The organism is Methylovirgula ligni (genome assembly GCF_004135935.1).
GTDB classification, from domain to species: domain Bacteria; phylum Pseudomonadota; class Alphaproteobacteria; order Rhizobiales; family Beijerinckiaceae; genus Methylovirgula; species Methylovirgula ligni.
Genome location: NZ_CP025086.1, coordinates 1,890,835 through 1,905,643 on the forward strand (window position 1 = coordinate 1,890,835; position 14,809 = coordinate 1,905,643).

General features: G+C 64.3%; 17 protein-coding genes and 1 riboswitch. Of the genes, 12 read left to right on the plus strand and 5 right to left on the minus strand.

The window, feature by feature from the left end:
• Positions 1-96 precede the first annotated feature (96 nt).
• The 3 genes from CWB41_RS09045 (at position 97) to CWB41_RS09055 (ending at position 2,775) form a co-directional block, all read left to right on the plus strand.
• Positions 97-1,119 (plus strand): class I fructose-bisphosphate aldolase, encoded by a 1,023-nt coding sequence (locus CWB41_RS09045; RefSeq protein ID WP_115837017.1) that lies wholly within the window; start codon positions 97-99, stop codon positions 1,117-1,119.
• A 94-nt stretch (positions 1,120-1,213) separates the two neighbouring features.
• On the plus strand, positions 1,214-1,834 hold the full coding sequence (locus tag CWB41_RS09050; RefSeq protein WP_115837016.1) for a thiamine phosphate synthase: 621 nt from the start codon (positions 1,214-1,216) through the stop codon (positions 1,832-1,834).
• Entirely contained in the window at positions 1,831-2,775 is a 945-nt protein-coding gene (locus CWB41_RS09055; RefSeq protein ID WP_115837015.1) for a tetratricopeptide repeat protein, read from the plus strand. Before CWB41_RS09050 ends, CWB41_RS09055 begins: the two co-directional genes overlap by 4 nt.
• Positions 2,776-2,781: 6 nt before the next feature.
• Here the strand turns inward: CWB41_RS09055 and CWB41_RS09060 are convergent, their stop codons facing one another.
• From CWB41_RS09060 to CWB41_RS09070, 3 genes are all read right to left on the minus strand, one after another.
• Positions 2,782-3,285 carry a ferritin-like domain-containing protein gene (locus CWB41_RS09060; RefSeq protein WP_115837014.1) on the minus strand — a complete coding sequence of 168 codons (504 nt, stop codon included), beginning with the start codon at positions 3,283-3,285 and terminating at the stop codon, positions 2,782-2,784.
• Between the two features lie 82 nt (positions 3,286-3,367).
• Entirely contained in the window at positions 3,368-4,342 is a 975-nt protein-coding gene (locus tag CWB41_RS09065; RefSeq protein ID WP_115837013.1) for a tyrosine recombinase XerC, read from the minus strand.
• 70 nt (positions 4,343-4,412) lie between these two features.
• A complete protein-coding gene (locus tag CWB41_RS09070; protein WP_115837012.1) occupies positions 4,413-4,739 on the minus strand; it encodes a DUF1476 domain-containing protein in 327 nt (108 codons plus the stop codon).
• Between the two features lie 401 nt (positions 4,740-5,140).
• Between CWB41_RS09070 and purC the strand changes: the two genes are divergently transcribed.
• The 8 genes from purC to CWB41_RS09110 all read left to right on the plus strand — a co-directional run bounded on the left by purC (position 5,141) and on the right by CWB41_RS09110 (position 11,149).
• Positions 5,141-5,938 (plus strand): phosphoribosylaminoimidazolesuccinocarboxamide synthase, encoded by a 798-nt coding sequence (purC, locus tag CWB41_RS09075; protein WP_115837011.1) that lies wholly within the window; start codon positions 5,141-5,143, stop codon positions 5,936-5,938.
• A 107-nt stretch (positions 5,939-6,045) separates the two neighbouring features.
• Complete coding sequence (purS, locus tag CWB41_RS09080; RefSeq protein ID WP_115837010.1) at positions 6,046-6,285, plus strand: phosphoribosylformylglycinamidine synthase subunit PurS; 240 nt, start codon at positions 6,046-6,048, stop codon at positions 6,283-6,285.
• 6 nt (positions 6,286-6,291) lie between these two features.
• Complete coding sequence (purQ, locus tag CWB41_RS09085; protein WP_115837009.1) at positions 6,292-6,978, plus strand: phosphoribosylformylglycinamidine synthase subunit PurQ; 687 nt, start codon at positions 6,292-6,294, stop codon at positions 6,976-6,978.
• Positions 6,979-7,009: 31 nt separating this feature from the next.
• Positions 7,010-8,266, plus strand: a complete 1,257-nt coding sequence (locus tag CWB41_RS09090; RefSeq protein ID WP_115837140.1) for an aminopeptidase — start codon at positions 7,010-7,012, stop codon at positions 8,264-8,266.
• A 47-nt stretch (positions 8,267-8,313) separates the two neighbouring features.
• A riboswitch (TPP riboswitch) is annotated at positions 8,314-8,437 on the plus strand.
• On the plus strand, positions 8,426-9,451 hold the full coding sequence (locus tag CWB41_RS09095) for an FAD-dependent oxidoreductase (protein ID WP_115837139.1): 1,026 nt from the start codon (positions 8,426-8,428) through the stop codon (positions 9,449-9,451). (Overlaps the previous riboswitch by 12 nt.)
• Positions 9,420-9,617: a sulfur carrier protein ThiS gene (gene thiS / locus CWB41_RS09100; RefSeq protein ID WP_115837008.1), complete on the plus strand. Its 198-nt coding sequence runs from the start codon at positions 9,420-9,422 to the stop codon at positions 9,615-9,617. Before CWB41_RS09095 ends, thiS begins: the two co-directional genes overlap by 32 nt.
• A gap of 133 nt (positions 9,618-9,750) precedes the next feature.
• Positions 9,751-10,551 carry a thiazole synthase gene (locus CWB41_RS09105; protein ID WP_115837007.1) on the plus strand — a complete coding sequence of 267 codons (801 nt, stop codon included), beginning with the start codon at positions 9,751-9,753 and terminating at the stop codon, positions 10,549-10,551.
• On the plus strand, positions 10,544-11,149 hold the full coding sequence (locus tag CWB41_RS09110) for a thiamine phosphate synthase (RefSeq protein ID WP_115837006.1): 606 nt from the start codon (positions 10,544-10,546) through the stop codon (positions 11,147-11,149). Before CWB41_RS09105 ends, CWB41_RS09110 begins: the two co-directional genes overlap by 8 nt.
• Here CWB41_RS09110 and CWB41_RS09115 read toward each other — a convergent pair.
• Together CWB41_RS09115 and CWB41_RS09120 are read right to left on the minus strand one after the other, a co-directional pair.
• Positions 11,146-12,870, minus strand: coding sequence for a heparinase II/III family protein (locus CWB41_RS09115; protein WP_245411302.1), 1,725 nt, complete (start codon positions 12,868-12,870; stop codon positions 11,146-11,148). The genes CWB41_RS09110 and CWB41_RS09115 overlap by 4 nt on opposite strands.
• A gap of 94 nt (positions 12,871-12,964) precedes the next feature.
• Positions 12,965-14,332, minus strand: coding sequence for an RsmB/NOP family class I SAM-dependent RNA methyltransferase (locus CWB41_RS09120; protein WP_115837005.1), 1,368 nt, complete (start codon positions 14,330-14,332; stop codon positions 12,965-12,967).
• Between the two features lie 185 nt (positions 14,333-14,517).
• Here CWB41_RS09120 and CWB41_RS09125 point away from each other — a divergent pair, with 185 nt between their 5' ends.
• On the plus strand, positions 14,518-14,721 hold the full coding sequence (locus CWB41_RS09125; protein ID WP_115837004.1) for a DUF1674 domain-containing protein: 204 nt from the start codon (positions 14,518-14,520) through the stop codon (positions 14,719-14,721).
• Positions 14,722-14,809: the final 88 nt, after the last annotated feature.

Sequence of the window (14,809 nt, forward strand, 5' to 3'; positions counted from 1 at the left end):
GTCCGAAAGCGGTCTCATCATTCGAATGAGCGCGTTTTCATGACGCGAACCGGTATCCACTTCGCGTGAAAACGCGCTAACGAATAGGGAAGAGCGGTGAGCAAAGATCAACTCGCGCAGGTCGCGCAAGCTCTGGTGGCCCCCGGCCGGGGTATTTTGGCGGCGGATGAGAGTTCGTCCACCATCGCCAAGAGATTCGCGGCCATCGGCGTCGAGTCGACCGAGGCTGCGCGCCGCGATTATCGCGAATTGCTGTTCCGCACCACGCCGGCCATGCAGAAATATATCTCCGGCGTGATCCTCTACGACGAGACCGTCCGGCAGAAGGCGGCCGATGGCACCCCGCTCGTGAGTCTCATCGAAAAGGCGGGGTCGATTCCCGGCATCAAGGTCGATGCCGGCGCCAAGCCGCTGCCGGGCTTTCCCGGCGAGACGATCACCGAAGGGCTCGACGGCCTCGCCGGCCGTCTGAAGGACTATTACGACCTCGGCGCGCGGTTCGCGAAGTGGCGCGCGGTCATCGATATTGCGGACGGCATTCCGACGCGCGGCGCGATCCTCGCCAACGCCGAAGCGCTGGCGCGCTACGCGGCGCTCTGCCAGGAAGCCAATATCGTGCCGATCGTCGAGCCGGAAGTGCTGATGGACGGCGGCCACGCGCTCCAGCGCTGCTATGAGGTGAGCGAGGTCGTGCTGCGTGCGGTCTTCACCGCGCTCTACGAGCAGCGCGTCTTCCTCGAAGGCATTGTGCTGAAGCCCAATATGGCGGTTGCGGGCAAGAAATCGCCGCACCAGGCAAGCCCGGCGGAGGTGGCGGCGGCGTCTGTTAGGCTGTTCAAAAATACGGTGCCGGTCGCGGTGCCGGGCATCGCCTTCCTCTCCGGCGGTCAGTCCGACTTCGAGGCTACGGCCAATCTCGACGCCATCGCCCGGTTGTCGCCGCCTTGGGCTGTCACCTTCTCCTACGGCCGCGCCCTGCAGGCGGCGCCGCAGAAGGCCTGGTCCGGCAAGGCGGCGAATGTCGCTGCGGCGCAGGCGGCTTTCGCGCATCGCGCGCAGATGAACAGCCTGGCCTCGCTCGGCCAATGGTCCGAGCCGCTGGAAAAGGCGGCGGCCTGAAAGCGCGCGCATCGCGCTTTCGCCCCAATTTCTGGCGAGGAGTTTCCGCGCGCTGCGGCTTTTGCGGCGCGCGCTTGAGGGCTAGACTCCCGTTATGTCCGAGGACGATCCGCGCCTTTATCTGATTACGCCGCTGCTCGACGATGCGGCTGGTTTTTCCGCGGCCTTCGTCGCGGCGCTGGAGGCGGGCGATGTCGCCTGCGTCCTGCTGCGCTTCGCGCCGACGGCGGATGCCAAGGCCATTGCGAAACATCTGGTGCCGCTCGCGCAGGAGCGTGGCGTCGCCTGCCTGATCGAGGATACGCAATTGGCGGTGCGAGCGGGGGCCGATGGCGCCCATATCGCGGCGCCGGGCGCGGCGCTGGATGCCGCTCTCAAGGCGATGAAACCCAAGCATATTGTCGGCACCGGCGGCGGCGTGAGCCGCGACGATGCCATGCAGGCGGGCGAGACCGGCGTCGATTATCTGTCGTTCGGCGGCCCGGATGAGGCGCTGACCTTTCCGCAGATTCGCGAGCGCGTCGCCTGGTGGTCGGAGATTTTCAATCTCGCCTGCATCGGCTATGCGCATCGGCTCGAAGAGGTTGCCCCGCTTGTCGAGGTTGGAGCCGATTTCGTCGCGCTCGAAGCTGCGGTCTGGGACGATCCGCGCGGCGCCGCCGCGGCCGTCGCCGAAGCCGATCATGCACTCGCGCCGAGGCGCATCGGCGCATGAAGCACGCCATCTCCTGGCTTTGCTGCATATTGCTGGCGTCGTGGACCGGCGCGGCTTTGGCGGGCACGCCGCCCGCGGCCGCGGCCAGCGCCGTGAAACCCGCCACGGATGCCGATTTCGCCTACGGCGCCTATCAGCGCGGCCTCTATCTGACGGCGATGAATGAAGCGAAAACGCGGCTCGCCGCCGATCCGAACGACGGCGTCGCGATGACGCTGATCGGTCAGCTCTACGAGCAAGGTCTCGGCGTCGGGCAGGACTTTGCCACGGCGGCGCGCTGGTACAGGGACGCGGCGGCGCATGGCGACGAGCAGGGGATTTTCCTCTATGCGCTCGCCAAGCTGCAGGGCAAAGGCGTGCCGAGGGATCGCGATGGCGCCGCTGCTCTCTTCACCAAGGCCGCGGCGATGAACCATCCCGGCGCGCTTTACAATCTCGGCGTGATCGCGGTGGAGAACAATGGCGTCGCGCCCGACTTTCCCAAGGCTGCGGGCTACTTTCGCCGCGCCGCCGAGCTTGGCTATCCCGATGCCGCTTACGCGCTGGCGCTTTGCTACCGGCAGGGCAGGGGCGTGCCGCAGGACGACGCCATTGCGGCCCGGTGGATGAAGCTCGCCGCGGATGAGGATCAGGTCTCTGCCGAGGTCGAATATGCGATCATGCTCTTCAACGGTGTCGGCGTCGCCAAGGATGAGCGCGCGGCTGCGAAGCTCTTCCTGAAGGCGGCGCAGGAACAGAATGTCGTCGCTCAGGATCGCGCGGCGCGGCTGCTGGCGCTCGGCCGCGGCGTGCCGAAGAATATGGTTGAGGCGATGAAGTGGCATTTGCTCGCGAGCGCGGCGGGCGAAAACGACCCCTGGCTCGAGGCCCTTCTCAACCAGCTCACGCCGGCGCAAAGGGTCGAAGTCGATGCCGCTGTGCGCCGCGCGCTGGGTCGCTGATTTCGCCTAGATGGTGTCGAGCTTCGGCACGTCCTCGCCCAGGGCGGTTGCCAAATCGATCTGGTGATCCTGCTCCTGCACCAGAATTTCGCGAATCTGCTCGGCGATGGCGAATTCACCGAGCTGTTCGCATTGGCGCACGCGCTGGCGGTAGTTTCTGATCGTTTCGTTTTCGTTGTCGAGATCGAAGCGCAACATCTCCTTGGCTTTCTCGGACGTGCGTACCGGCTTCGGCGTTACGGTCGGCATTTTGCCGAGATAATCGATGAGCCGCGAGAGCGTCAGGGCGTGATCGAGCTCTTGCTTGGCGTGCAATTCGAGCTGGTCGGCGATGTTCATATATTCCGCGCCCGTCAAAACCTGCGAGTAGACGACATAGGCGATGATCGCCTGATATTCGCGCGCAAGATCCTCGTTCAGGAGTTCCGCCAGGCGATCGCGGGTGATTTGCACCTCGCTCGATTTCGATTGAGACGATCCGGTATCGGCTTTCGCTTTCAAGACGCGCATGGCTCGCTCCTGCTGGCTCGCAACTTTCCCAAAAGACGGTGGGGTAACGTAACCGGGGCGATATTGTTCCGCTTGGATGCAATCAGCGCGCGCGGGGGTGGGCGCCGCGATAGGCTTCCAGCAGCCGCGTCGAATCGATCGCCGTATAGATCTGCGTCGTCGAGAGCGATGCGTGACCGAGCAGTTCCTGGATCGTGCGCAGATCGCCGCCCTTGCCGAGAAGATGCGTGGCGAAGGAGTGGCGCAGCGCGTGTGGTGTTGCCGTTTGCGGCAGGCCGAGCGCGCCGCGCAATTCCGCGACCGCAAGCTGGATCACCCGCGCCGATAGCGGGCCGCCTTTGGCGCCGATGAAAAGCGGCCCGTCCGCCGGCAGCGTGTAAGGGCAGAGTTCAAGATACGTCGCGACCGCCCGTTGCGCGGGCGCGATCACCGGCACGCTGCGGGTCTTGCGGCCCTTGCCGATGACGGTCAGCGTATCAACGCCGTCGAGGGGCGCATCCTGGCGCTTGATCGACAACGCCTCGGAGATACGCAGGCCAGCGCCGTAGAGCAGGCTGAGCACGGCGGCGTCCCGCGCCAGAATCCAATCCGGGCGCGAATCGCCGGCGCGCGATTCGACATCGACGACGGCCCGCGCCGCCCGCGCCGGCAGGGCCTTCGGCAGGCTGCGGGCGACCTTGGGGCTGCGCAGGGCGGAAAAGGCGGCGACATTGCCGAGCCCCTGGCGTTCGAGATGTTTGGCGAAGGAACGCAGGCCCGAAAGCTGGCGCATGAGCGAGCGGCTGCCGGCCCCCGCGCCGCGCCGGCTGGCGAGAAAGCTGCGCAAATCCGCCGGCTTGATGTCGCGCAGCGTCGCGAGCTGCGGCGAGGCCCCGAAATGGGTGCGCAAAAAGTCGAAAAATTGTGTCAGGTCGCGGCGATAGGCGTCTAGCGTATGGGGGGAGACACGCCGTTCACCGGCGAGCTCGGCGAGCCAGTCGCGCGCCGCTTCGACGAGAGGCGCTGCTGCGCCGCCGAAGGCGAGGGCGCAGGAATTGGCTTGGGAGGCACGGGCCATGCAGAATCATATAGGCCCGCGCCGCTAAAGGAAGCGTTGCGCTCCCGCGTCTTGGGAGCTTGGGCGTGGGTCAGTGCGCCCCGCCGGTCACGTCGAGCGTCGCCTTGGCGAGAAGCTCGGTCATCTCGCGCTGGATTTGATGTTCCGAAATGCCAAGGCCCGCCGCGGTGAAGTCGGCGTGCAGCTTGGTGGAAACAGCTTCGTCGCCGTTGCCCCCGATTTGGGCATTGACCAGCCCGCTGGCGTAATCCTCGGCCGCCTGGCCGGATTTGCCCAATTTCGCGGCAGCCCAAAGTCCGAGCAATTTGTTGCGGCGAGCGTAAGCCCTGAATTTCAATTCCTCGTCATGCGCGAGCTTGGCTTCGTAGCCTTTTTCGCGCTCATCGAACGTCGTCATTTGCCGCCTCTTAAAAAATGCGTGCCGCAGAAACGGGCGGAACCTAGCCCGGAATAACGCGGCTGGCCATAGCCCTCTCGGCCACGAGTTGCGCCGGGGGCGCTACTTCATTTCGGCTGCGGGAATAACCATATAGACGGCTGGAGAGAGCCTCTCCGCGTCGGCAATGTGCTTGGGCCGCTGGCCGCAAGATATTGTTTTTTGGTCGGGAATCGGAATTGTAAAGTTCTAGCTTGGGCATCGCGAACGTCCGCTGTCGCGATGCAATATGCTTGTATTAGGCGCCCGAAAAAGCTAGGACCATTTCGGACCCCGCGGCGCCGCACCGCCTGATATGCCTGCCCCTGCCTTGTCGCTCAAAGCCAGGCCGGGACATTCCTGAAAGGAGCCAGGGCCAGCCCATGGACCACCTCAAGCCACGGTTAATCCCCATGAATCGCCGCCGCCGCATTTACGAGGGTAAGGCAAAGGTTCTCTATGAAGGACCCGAACCGGGTACGCTTATTCAACATTTCAAGGACGACGCGACCGCCTTCAATGCGAAGAAGCATGAGGTGATCGACGGCAAGGGCGTGCTCAACAACCGTATCTCCGAATTCGTCTTCCAGAATCTGAACGACATCGGCGTTCCGACGCACTTCATCCGCCGGCTCAACATGCGCGAGCAGTTGATCCGCGAGGTCGAGATCGTGCCGCTCGAGGTCGTCGTGCGCAATGTCGCGGCGGGATCGCTCTCGACCCGTCTCGGCCTCGAGGAAGGCACGCAACTGCCGCGCTCGATCATCGAGTTCTATTACAAAAACGACGAACTCAACGATCCGATGGTTTCGGAAGAGCACATCACCGCTTTCGGCTGGGCGACGCCGCAAGAGATCGACGACATCATGGCGCTCGCCATTCGTGTCAACGATTTCCTCAGCGGGCTTTTCCTCGGCGTCGGCATCCGCCTCGTCGATTTCAAGATGGAATGCGGACGGCTGTGGGAAGGCGACACGATGCGCATCGTCGTCGCCGACGAAATCTCTCCTGATTCGTGCCGGCTGTGGGACATCAAGTCGAACGACAAGCTCGACAAGGACAGGTTCCGCCGCGATATGGGCGGGCTCGTCGAAGCTTATACGGAAGTGGCGCGCCGCCTCGGCATCCTGCAGGATAACGAGCAGCCGCGTGCAAGTGGGCCGAAGCTCGTCCAATCGTAAAGGCCGCGCCCGGCTAAAGAATTGACCCCGTCGCGCTCGCGGCGGGGTTTTGTTTTGTCTGGCCCTGCCGATATAATGCGACGAGAATCCGGGAAGGGGATCGAGACTTGAAAGCCAATATCATCGTCACTTTGAAAAACGGCCTGCTCGACCCGCAAGGCAAGGCGATCGAAGGCGCGCTGAAGTCGCTCGACATTCCCGGCGTCGAAAGCGTTCGTCAGGGTAAGATTTTCGAGGTCGAACTCGCCGAACAGGATAAAGCCAAGGCGCAGGCGCTGCTGAAGGCGGCGTGTGAAAAGCTGCTCGCCAATACGATCGTCGAAAATTATCGCATCGAGCTTGCCTGAGGCCGCATGCGCACAGCGATCATTCTTTTTCCGGGCTCCAATCGTGAAGGCGACGTGCATCGCGCGCTTGCCAGCGTGACCGGCCACACACCGGCGATCGTCTGGCACGGCGAGCCCGAATTGCCGGCAAGCACCGATCTTGTCGTTTTGCCCGGCGGCTTCTCCTACGGCGATTATCTGCGCTGCGGCGCCATCGCGGCGCGTTCGCCGGTGATGGATGCGGTGCGCGCACATGCTGGGCGCGGCGGCCGCGTGCTTGGCATCTGCAACGGATTCCAGATCGCTTGCGAGGCGGGGCTTCTGCCCGGCGTTCTGATGCGCAACAAGAACCTGCGCTTTGCCTGCCATATGCAGCATTTACGGGTGGAACGCGCCGACACGGCCTACACCTCGCACTATCAGAAACATCAGGTGATCAAGGTCGCGATCGCGCACGGCGAGGGCAATTATACGGCCGATGACGAAACGCTGGCGCGGCTTGAAGGCGAAGGCCGCGTCGCGTTCCGCTATAGCGATGCGAACGGGCATGTCGGGGGCGCCGCCAATCCCAACGGCTCGGCCAACGATATCGCCGGAATCTATTCCGGGAATCTCAAGGTTCTCGGACTGATGCCGCACCCTGAGAATCTGATCGATCCGCTCGTCGGCGGCACCGACGGGCGGGCGCTTTTCGAAAGCCTTCTTGCGGCTTGAACGCCGAGCTTTTCTCCAACCCTGGATGCCGATGACCACGCATGAGCGCAAAATCGCCGCCGCCATCGATCCGGCCAAGCTCGACAAATTGGCCGAGGTTGCGGTCAAAGTCGGGCTCAATCTCCAGCCGGGCCAGGATATTTTCCTCACCGCGCCGGTCGCGGCGCTGCCTCTGGTGCGGCGGATCGCCGAACATGCCTACAAGGCCGGCGCCGGCCTCGTGACGCCGATCCTCTCCGATGAGGAACTCACGCTGGCACGCTTCCGCTTCGGCAGCGATGCGAGCTTCGATCGTGCGCCGGGGTGGCTCTATGAAGGCGTCGCTCAGGCTTTCGCCGCGAACACGGCGCGCCTTGCCATCGTCGGCGACAATCCGATGCTGCTCTCGGGCGAGGATTCGGCCAAGGTCGCGCGCGCCAACCGCGCCAATTCCATCGCCTACAAGCCGGCGCTGGAGAAGATCGCGGGCTTCGACATCAATTGGAACATCATCGCTTATCCAGGCGCCGCCTGGGCGCATCAGGTCTTTCCGCATGACGAGCCGGACGTTGCCGTAGCGAAACTCGGTGACGCGATTTTTGCCGCCTCGCGCGTCGATACCGCCGATCCGATCGCGGCCTGGACCGCGCATAACGCGGCGTTGCGCAGCCGCACCCAATGGCTCAACGGCCATCGCTTTTCCGCCTTGCATTATACCGGGCCGGGCACCGATCTCACCATCGGCCTCGCGGACGAGCACGAATGGGAAGGTGGCGCCTCGACCGCCAAGAATGGCGTCACCTGCAACGCCAATATTCCGACCGAGGAAGTTTTCACCACGCCGCACGCGCACCGCGTCGAGGGCCGCGTGGTCAGCACCAAGCCGCTGTCCTATCAGGGCACGCTGATCGATCGCATCGCCGTGCGCTTCGAGGCGGGGCGCATTGTCGAGGCGACGGCGGCGCATGGCCAGGATGTGCTGCGCAAGGTGCTGGAGACGGACGAGGGCGCGCGCCGCCTCGGTGAAGTTGCGCTGGTGCCGCATTCCTCGCCGATCTCGGCGAGCGGGCTGCTTTTCTTCAATACGTTGTTCGACGAGAACGCTGCCAGCCATATCGCGCTCGGCCAGTGCTATGCGAAATGTTTCGTCAATGGCGACAAGCTGACGCCCGAAGAGGTCGCGGCGCGCGGCGGCAACAAGAGCCTGATCCATATCGACTGGATGATCGGCTCGGACAAGATCGATATTGACGGCATCAAGGCCGACGGCACGCGCGTGCCGGTTTTCCGCAAGGGCGAATGGGCGTAGGCGCTGGCGTGCCGTGTTGACGCGCGCGCCTGCGAGGCTTATTTAACTTCCGTACCTAGGGGATCCCCGTCAGGGGGCTGAGAGGCTGGCAGCGCTTCGGATGAAGCGGCCCGGCGACCCTTCGAACCTGATCCAGTTTGTACTGGCGTAGGGATGGTCATGAACGCGCTTCCGCAAAAAATACGTATCCTTGGTGCCGGTGTCGTCGGGCTGACGGCGGCCTATGAATTTGCCACGGCTGGCCAGGCGGTCGAGATCGTCGACCGCAAGTCCGGGCCGGGACTCGGTTGCTCCTATTTCGCCGGCGGCATGCTCGCGCCCTGGTGCGAGAGCGAGAGCGCGCCGCCGCTGGTTTTCGAATGGGGACTTGAGGGTCTGGCCTTCTGGACCGAGACGCTCAAGCTCGCGAAGGCCAATGGCAGCCTGCTCGTTGCGCCGGCCCGGGACAGGGCCGATCTTCTGCGCTTCTCGCGCCGTACATCCGGCTTCGAATGGCTCGATGTCGAGGCGATCGCCGCGCGCGAGCCGCACCTCGCCGGTCGTTTCGATCGCGCGCTCTTTTATCCCGCCGAGGCGCATCTCGATCCGCGCGCGGCAATGGCGGCGCTGACGGCGCGGCTACGCGAATTTCCGAATGTCGCCTTCCGCTTCAACACCTCGGCCGAGGACGTGAAAAGCCCAGCCGACTGGACGATCGATTGCCGCGGCTTTGCCGCGCGTGACGCATTGCCGGATCTGCGCGGTGTCAAAGGCGAAATGCTCGTCGTCAAAACCGACGAGATTTCCTTCCAGCGGCCGGTGCAATTGCTGCATCCGCGTCATCCCGTTTATGTCGTGCCGCGCGGCGATGGCCGCTTCATGGTCGGCGCGACGGCGGTCGAGAATGAGGAGAGTCCGCGTATCACGGCGCGCTCGATGCTTGAGCTTTTGAGCGCCGTCTACGCGTTGCACCCGGCCTTTGGCGAGGCCGAGATCATCGAGACCGGTGCCGATCTGCGCCCGACATTTCCCGACAATCTGCCGCGCATCCGGCGCGAGGGGCGCACGATCTTTATCAACGGGCTTTATCGACACGGCTATCTTCTCGCGCCGCCGCTGGCGCGCCGTGCCGTTGCGGTGGCGCTCAAGGGCGAAATATTTCCGGAGGTGATGGATGCAAATCCGCGTCAACGGCAAAGCGCATGAAGTTTCGGCGACGACGCTCGCCGCGCTGCTTGCCGAACTCGATTATCAGGACAAACTGGTTGCGACCGCGGTGAACCAGAGTTTCGTCCGCGCCGTTGACCGGCCGACGACAAAGCTCAACCCCGACGACGCGGTCGAGATTCTCGTGCCGCGGCAGGGAGGGTGAACCAATGCGCCAAGGCTTCCGTCGTCATTGCGAGGAGCGACGGCGACGAAGCAATCCAGGAAACTGGAAGGCGATATATTTCTGGATTTCTTCGCGTTGCTCGCAATGACGGCTACTGACAGAGACTGAACGAATGCAGGACACGCCTTTTGAAGTTTACGGCACGGTGCTCGCCTCGCGGCTGCTGATCGGCACGGCGCAATATTCCTCGCCCGCCGTTCTCGCCGAGGCGGTCAAGGCGTCGGGCGCCGACGTCGTTACCGTCTCGCTGCGGCGCGAGGCGGGCAAGAGCCGCGCCGGCGAAAGTTTCTGGAACCTGGTGCGCGATCTTGGCGTCAAGGTGTTGCCGAATACGGCGGGCTGCCGCAGCGTCGCGGAAGCCGTCACAACGGCCGAGATGGCGCGCGAGGTTTTTGCGACCGATTGGATCAAGCTTGAAGTCATCGGCGACGACGATTTGTTGCAGCCGGATGTGTTCGGCCTCGTCGAGGCGGCGGCGGTTCTTTCGCGCGCGGGCTTCAAGGTGTTTCCCTACACGACCGAGGATTTGCTGGTCGCTGAGAAACTAGTCGGCGCCGGCTGCGAAGTGCTGATGCCTTGGGGCGCGCCGATCGGCTCGGGACGCGGCCTCAACAATGTCTTTGGCCTGCAGGCTCTGCGTAAACATTTCCCCTCCGTGCCGCTGATCGTCGATGCCGGTATCGGCACGCCGGCGCATGCGGCGGCGGCGATGGAGCTTGGCTATGATGCGGTGCTGCTCAATACGGCGATTGCCAAGGCCGGCGATCCGGTGATGATGGCGCGCGCCTTCGCCCACGCTATCGAGGCGGGGCGGCTTGGCTATTGCGCCGATCCGATCCCGCCGCGCGAGATGGCGGAGCCGTCGACGCCGCAGATCGGCCGCGCCTTTTCGGACTTGTCGAAACGTGCTTGACCCGTTTTACCCGATTGTCGATAGCGCCGCCTGGCTGGCGCGGCTGCTGCCCTGCGGCGTCAAGTTCGTGCAATTGCGGGTGAAGGACCGGCCGGCGGAGGACATCCGGCGCGAGATCAGAACCGCGCGCACGCTCTGCGATAGCTCCGGCGCGCAGCTCATCGTCAATGATTATTGGCGCGAGGCGATCGATCTCGGCTGCAACTTCGTCCATCTCGGCCAAGAGGATCTCGATACCGCCGATATCGCCGCCATTCGCGGCGCCGGGATCAAGATCGGCATTTCGACGCATGACGAGGCCGAGCTTGACCGCGCGCTCGCGTTCGCGCCCGATTATCTCGCCCTCGGGCCGATCTACCCGACGATCCTCAAGAAGATGGCATTCGGACCGCAGGGTCTCGATCGCATCGGGGAATGGAAAAAGAAGATTGGCGCGATTCCGCTTGTCGCCATCGGTGGCATCACGCTTGAGCGTGCGCCGGGCGTCTTTGCAGCGGGCGCCGACATCGTTTCGGCAGTCACCGATATCAGCCTGAACGCCGATCCTGAAGCGCGCGCCCGCGCCTGGGTCGCGGCGACGCGGCCGGCCGTCGCTTAGCCGTCTTCAAACGCCGCGTCATCGCGATTTTCGTGCCCCAGTGCGCGCAGCGTCCAAGCGACGTGGGGAGGGTCCGCCGCGCTGCGATAGATGACGAGTTGCTGGCTGGCGCGTGGGCCGTCGGGCGCGGCGAAAAAAATGCTCTCCTCGATTTCGATCGGCGCTTCTTGCGTGCTCAGAATCCAGCGCGTGCCGTCCGGCAGGTCGAGCAGCGCGGCTTCGCCTTCGAGCACGCTGTGCAGTTGCACGCTCGGATGAACGTGGAAGCGGATCGCGAAAGGATAGGTCCGCGGTTTCGCGGCGACGGATTTGAGCCGGTCCTCGCCATCGAGGCGCAGACCGTCGGCGCTGAGGGTCAGCCGCCGCTCGTGGAGCACGTCGAACTGCGCCCGATAGCCGTCGTGCGCCATGACGAGGCGCGTCGCGCCGGGCTGATTGAGGCGCTCGACCGCCACCTGTCGCGGACCGGAGATGATCTCGCCGCCGAGCCATTTCTCCAGACCCTTGCCGGAGGCGAAATGGCTCGACGATGTATCGTCGACGACGAGCGTGGAATGCGCGGCGGTGGCGCGCGCCGCGCCCCGCGCGGGGGAGAGCTCGCTGTCCGGCGCGCCGCAATTGACGATGAGTCTTTGCGGCCCGATTGAGAATTCGAACGAGAGCGTGCCGGCATGGGCTCTGGTCGAGAATTCCGGCGGCGGCGGGCGGCCGGTGTCAACGATCAGGATGCTGTCGCTCGCCTCGACCCGCTGGTAGCCGGTGTAGGGCGCATTGAACATCGGCTTGGCGCGCGGATCTTCGTAAGCCAGCACGGTCGTGAGAACATCGACAGGCGTCACGCCCATGCCATTAAACAAGGCGATCGAGCCGTCGCCGTGGCGCAGCAGACGCAACATCGGCAACATGCGGTCGATCGCATTGAGCAATTCCGGCGGCGGCGGCAGCGAACGTGCGGCATAAGCCTGCCGCAACGGCAGTAGATCGAGCAACAGCCGGATCAGCGTATCGGCGCTGCGGCTGGCGTGGCCGCCGTCGGGGCGAATTTGGCGGCTCAGCTCCTCGGCGAGCAGCCGCGTGCTGCGGCGCTGAAAATTGTTGCCGACCTTGGCACAGAGGCCGAGTTCCGCGAGGCTGATCGCGGCGAAGAGACGCTCCTCGCCACGCACCGCGCCCACGGCGATCTGGCGTTCCAGAAAATATTGCAGGCGCATCAGCGCACGCATGAAGCGGCGGTAGAAGGCGCGGTCGGCGTTCTCCAGAATGATCGGCGACTGCGACAGAAATGAAAGCATACGCCGCACGGCGACGCGTACCTCCCAGGCGGGGGTGCGATCCGGCTTTTCGCTGTGGCTGAGAAAATCGTCGACCAGGGCACGCGCATTGGCACGCGCCAGCGCCGTGTCGGCGGCGCGCAAGTGGCGCAGCCAGCCGAAGCTCGCGAGCGCCCGCGCCCAACCGGGGGAGGGCGCCGCCGCCTCGAAGGGCGAAGCGCCGCGCAGATTCACGACCCTGCCAGCCAGCGCGAAATAGCCGGAATAGATTTCGCTGGCGATCGACGCATCGGTGGTGCGCAAATCTTGCGGCGCGATCAAAAGCCGCTCCGGCACCGGGGCGCGCAGAGAAGACAGCGCGGCGCCTGGCGCGGTCACGATCCGGCGCGCGACGCGTCCGGCACGTCCGGCGACACGGCGGCCGATATGGAGCTTGTCTCCGAATTTCACGCGCGTCAGGGCCCCTGATCCGGCTCTTGCACGGCCAGCAGTTTATCAACTTCGGCTAAAATGCTTTGCGGGTCCAGAGATCGTGGGTCTTGCACTAGGCGTGACGCACAACTCTTGCAGCAAAGAAGCCGTCAATTCCGCTGAGCCGCGGGTCTTCGGCCGGCAGATAAGGCGGCAGCGTGCGTAATTCACCTTGCGGATTGATAAAGTCGGCACGGCCGCCGATTTCCTCAGCGGCAATCGGCACGCGGCTCACATCCGGGTTGCGGCGCAAGAAATTGGCGATCTGCTGTTCGCTTTCTTCGGGCTCGATCGAGCAAACGCAATAGACGATCATTCCGCCCGGTTTGACGAGTTCGAAGGCTTTGTCGAGCATCCGCGTTTGCAACGTGGCGAGCTTGGCGATATCGCCCGTCTTCTTGATCCAGGCAATATCGGGATGGCGGCGGATCGTGCCCGTCCCGGTGCAAGGCGCATCGAGCAGGATGGCATCGAAAGCGTAGCCGCTGAGCGATGTCACATCGGCGACGACCACCTCGGCCTCGAGCCGCAGACGTTGAAAATTGGCGGCGAGGATTTTGAGACGTTCGGCCGAGCGGTCGACGGCGGTGACGCGCGCGCCGCGCACCGCGAGCTGCGCTGCCTTGCCGCCGGGCGCGGAACAGAGATCGCCGACATGCGTGCCGGGCGCGATCTTGAGCAATTGCGCCGGCAATGCAGCGGCAGCGTCCTGTATCCACCACGCGCCCTCTGCATAGCCGGGCAAGTCTTGAACGCTCGCATGAGTCTTGAGCCGCAGGGAGCCGGTCGGCAGGACGATCGCATCGAGTTTTTCCGCCCAGAGCGCGGGGTCGGCTTTCACGCTGACATCCAGTGTCGGCTCAAGGCGGTTGGTCGCAGCGATCTCTTGCGCGAGCGCGTCGCCATAGGCCTTGCGCCAGCGCGTGGCGAGCCAGGCGGGCGTGTCACCATCGAGCGCAGCGGCGGCGGCAAGCATCTCCTCGCGCCGGCGAATGAGATTGCGGCAGACGCCGTTGACGAGCGCGGCGTAGGGCACACCTTTTGGATCGAGCCGCGTCATGCGCACCGCAAGATCGACGGCGGCATGATCGGGCACGTCGAGAAACAGAATTTGCGCGGTGGCGACCGTCAGATACAATTCAAGCTGCGGCACGGTGCGCGGGAAGCCGTTTTCCAGCAGCTCGGTCAAGGCATGACGAATGGTGCCGAGCCGGCGCAAGGCGACGGTGACGATCGAACGGGTGAAGGCGACATCGCGCGGCGCGAGCCCCGCAAGCCGCGAGAGACCCAGAGGCGCCGAAAAAAGTTCGTCGAGCGTGTGGCCGCCGACGAGAACATCGCGCAGAATGGCAGCCGCAGCGAGCCGTGCCGCGAGGCCGGGCACTTTCAGAGCTTCCTGCTTGGCAAGCTCGGCAGCGGCCGTACGCGGCGGCTTTCTCATCAAGGGCGCCTTTGGCTTGCCGTTACGCTGGCACAATGCGCGACCTTGCTGTGGGCCGGCGCAGGTGATTCGTTGCAGTCTACCATCGCGGGGACCTGTGACGGAAATCGGACCTCGAACAAGTCATGGTTTTGCCGCTGCGACGCGCTAAAGATTTGAAATGATCGGGGTGCAAGGAGATTTGCGTGCAAGACGACGAGCCGAAATCAACTGCGCTTGATACTCGCCAAATCAGCCCCGCCGCGCAACGTGCTTTGGCGGAGGCACAGGCGCGCCGCAAGGCAGAGGCGGAGTCGAAAGCAAAGCCCCGCGAAGTTGGCGGCCGCGACGGCCCCGATCCCGTTCGCTATGGCGATTGGGAAGTCAAAGGGATCGCCAGCGATTTTTGAGAGACGCCGTCATTGCGAGCAAGGCGAAGCAATCAAGGGCAAAGGCTGGATTGCTTCGTCGCTTCGCAATGACGCGCCTGACAGCTCC

What these genes read in the sequence shown, in the direction of transcription:
- CWB41_RS09050 (WP_115837016.1), top strand. Translation starts at nt 1,214, where the DNA reads ATGTCCGAGGACGATCCGCGCCTTTATCTGATTACGCCGCTGCTCGAC.
- CWB41_RS09055 (WP_115837015.1), top strand. Translation starts at nt 1,831, where the DNA reads ATGAAGCACGCCATCTCCTGGCTTTGCTGCATATTGCTGGCGTCGTGG.
- CWB41_RS09060 (WP_115837014.1), bottom strand. Translation starts at nt 3,285, where the DNA reads ATGCGCGTCTTGAAAGCGAAAGCCGATACCGGATCGTCTCAATCGAAA.
- CWB41_RS09065 (WP_115837013.1), bottom strand. Translation starts at nt 4,342, where the DNA reads ATGGCCCGTGCCTCCCAAGCCAATTCCTGCGCCCTCGCCTTCGGCGGC.
- CWB41_RS09070 (WP_115837012.1), bottom strand. Translation starts at nt 4,739, where the DNA reads ATGACGACGTTCGATGAGCGCGAAAAAGGCTACGAAGCCAAGCTCGCG.
- purC (WP_115837011.1), top strand. Translation starts at nt 5,141, where the DNA reads ATGGACCACCTCAAGCCACGGTTAATCCCCATGAATCGCCGCCGCCGC.
- purQ (WP_115837009.1), top strand. Translation starts at nt 6,292, where the DNA reads ATGCGCACAGCGATCATTCTTTTTCCGGGCTCCAATCGTGAAGGCGAC.
- CWB41_RS09090 (WP_115837140.1), top strand. Translation starts at nt 7,010, where the DNA reads ATGACCACGCATGAGCGCAAAATCGCCGCCGCCATCGATCCGGCCAAG.
- CWB41_RS09095 (WP_115837139.1), top strand. Translation starts at nt 8,426, where the DNA reads ATGAACGCGCTTCCGCAAAAAATACGTATCCTTGGTGCCGGTGTCGTC.
- thiS (WP_115837008.1), top strand. Translation starts at nt 9,420, where the DNA reads ATGCAAATCCGCGTCAACGGCAAAGCGCATGAAGTTTCGGCGACGACG.
- CWB41_RS09105 (WP_115837007.1), top strand. Translation starts at nt 9,751, where the DNA reads ATGCAGGACACGCCTTTTGAAGTTTACGGCACGGTGCTCGCCTCGCGG.
- CWB41_RS09120 (WP_115837005.1), bottom strand. Translation starts at nt 14,332, where the DNA reads ATGAGAAAGCCGCCGCGTACGGCCGCTGCCGAGCTTGCCAAGCAGGAA.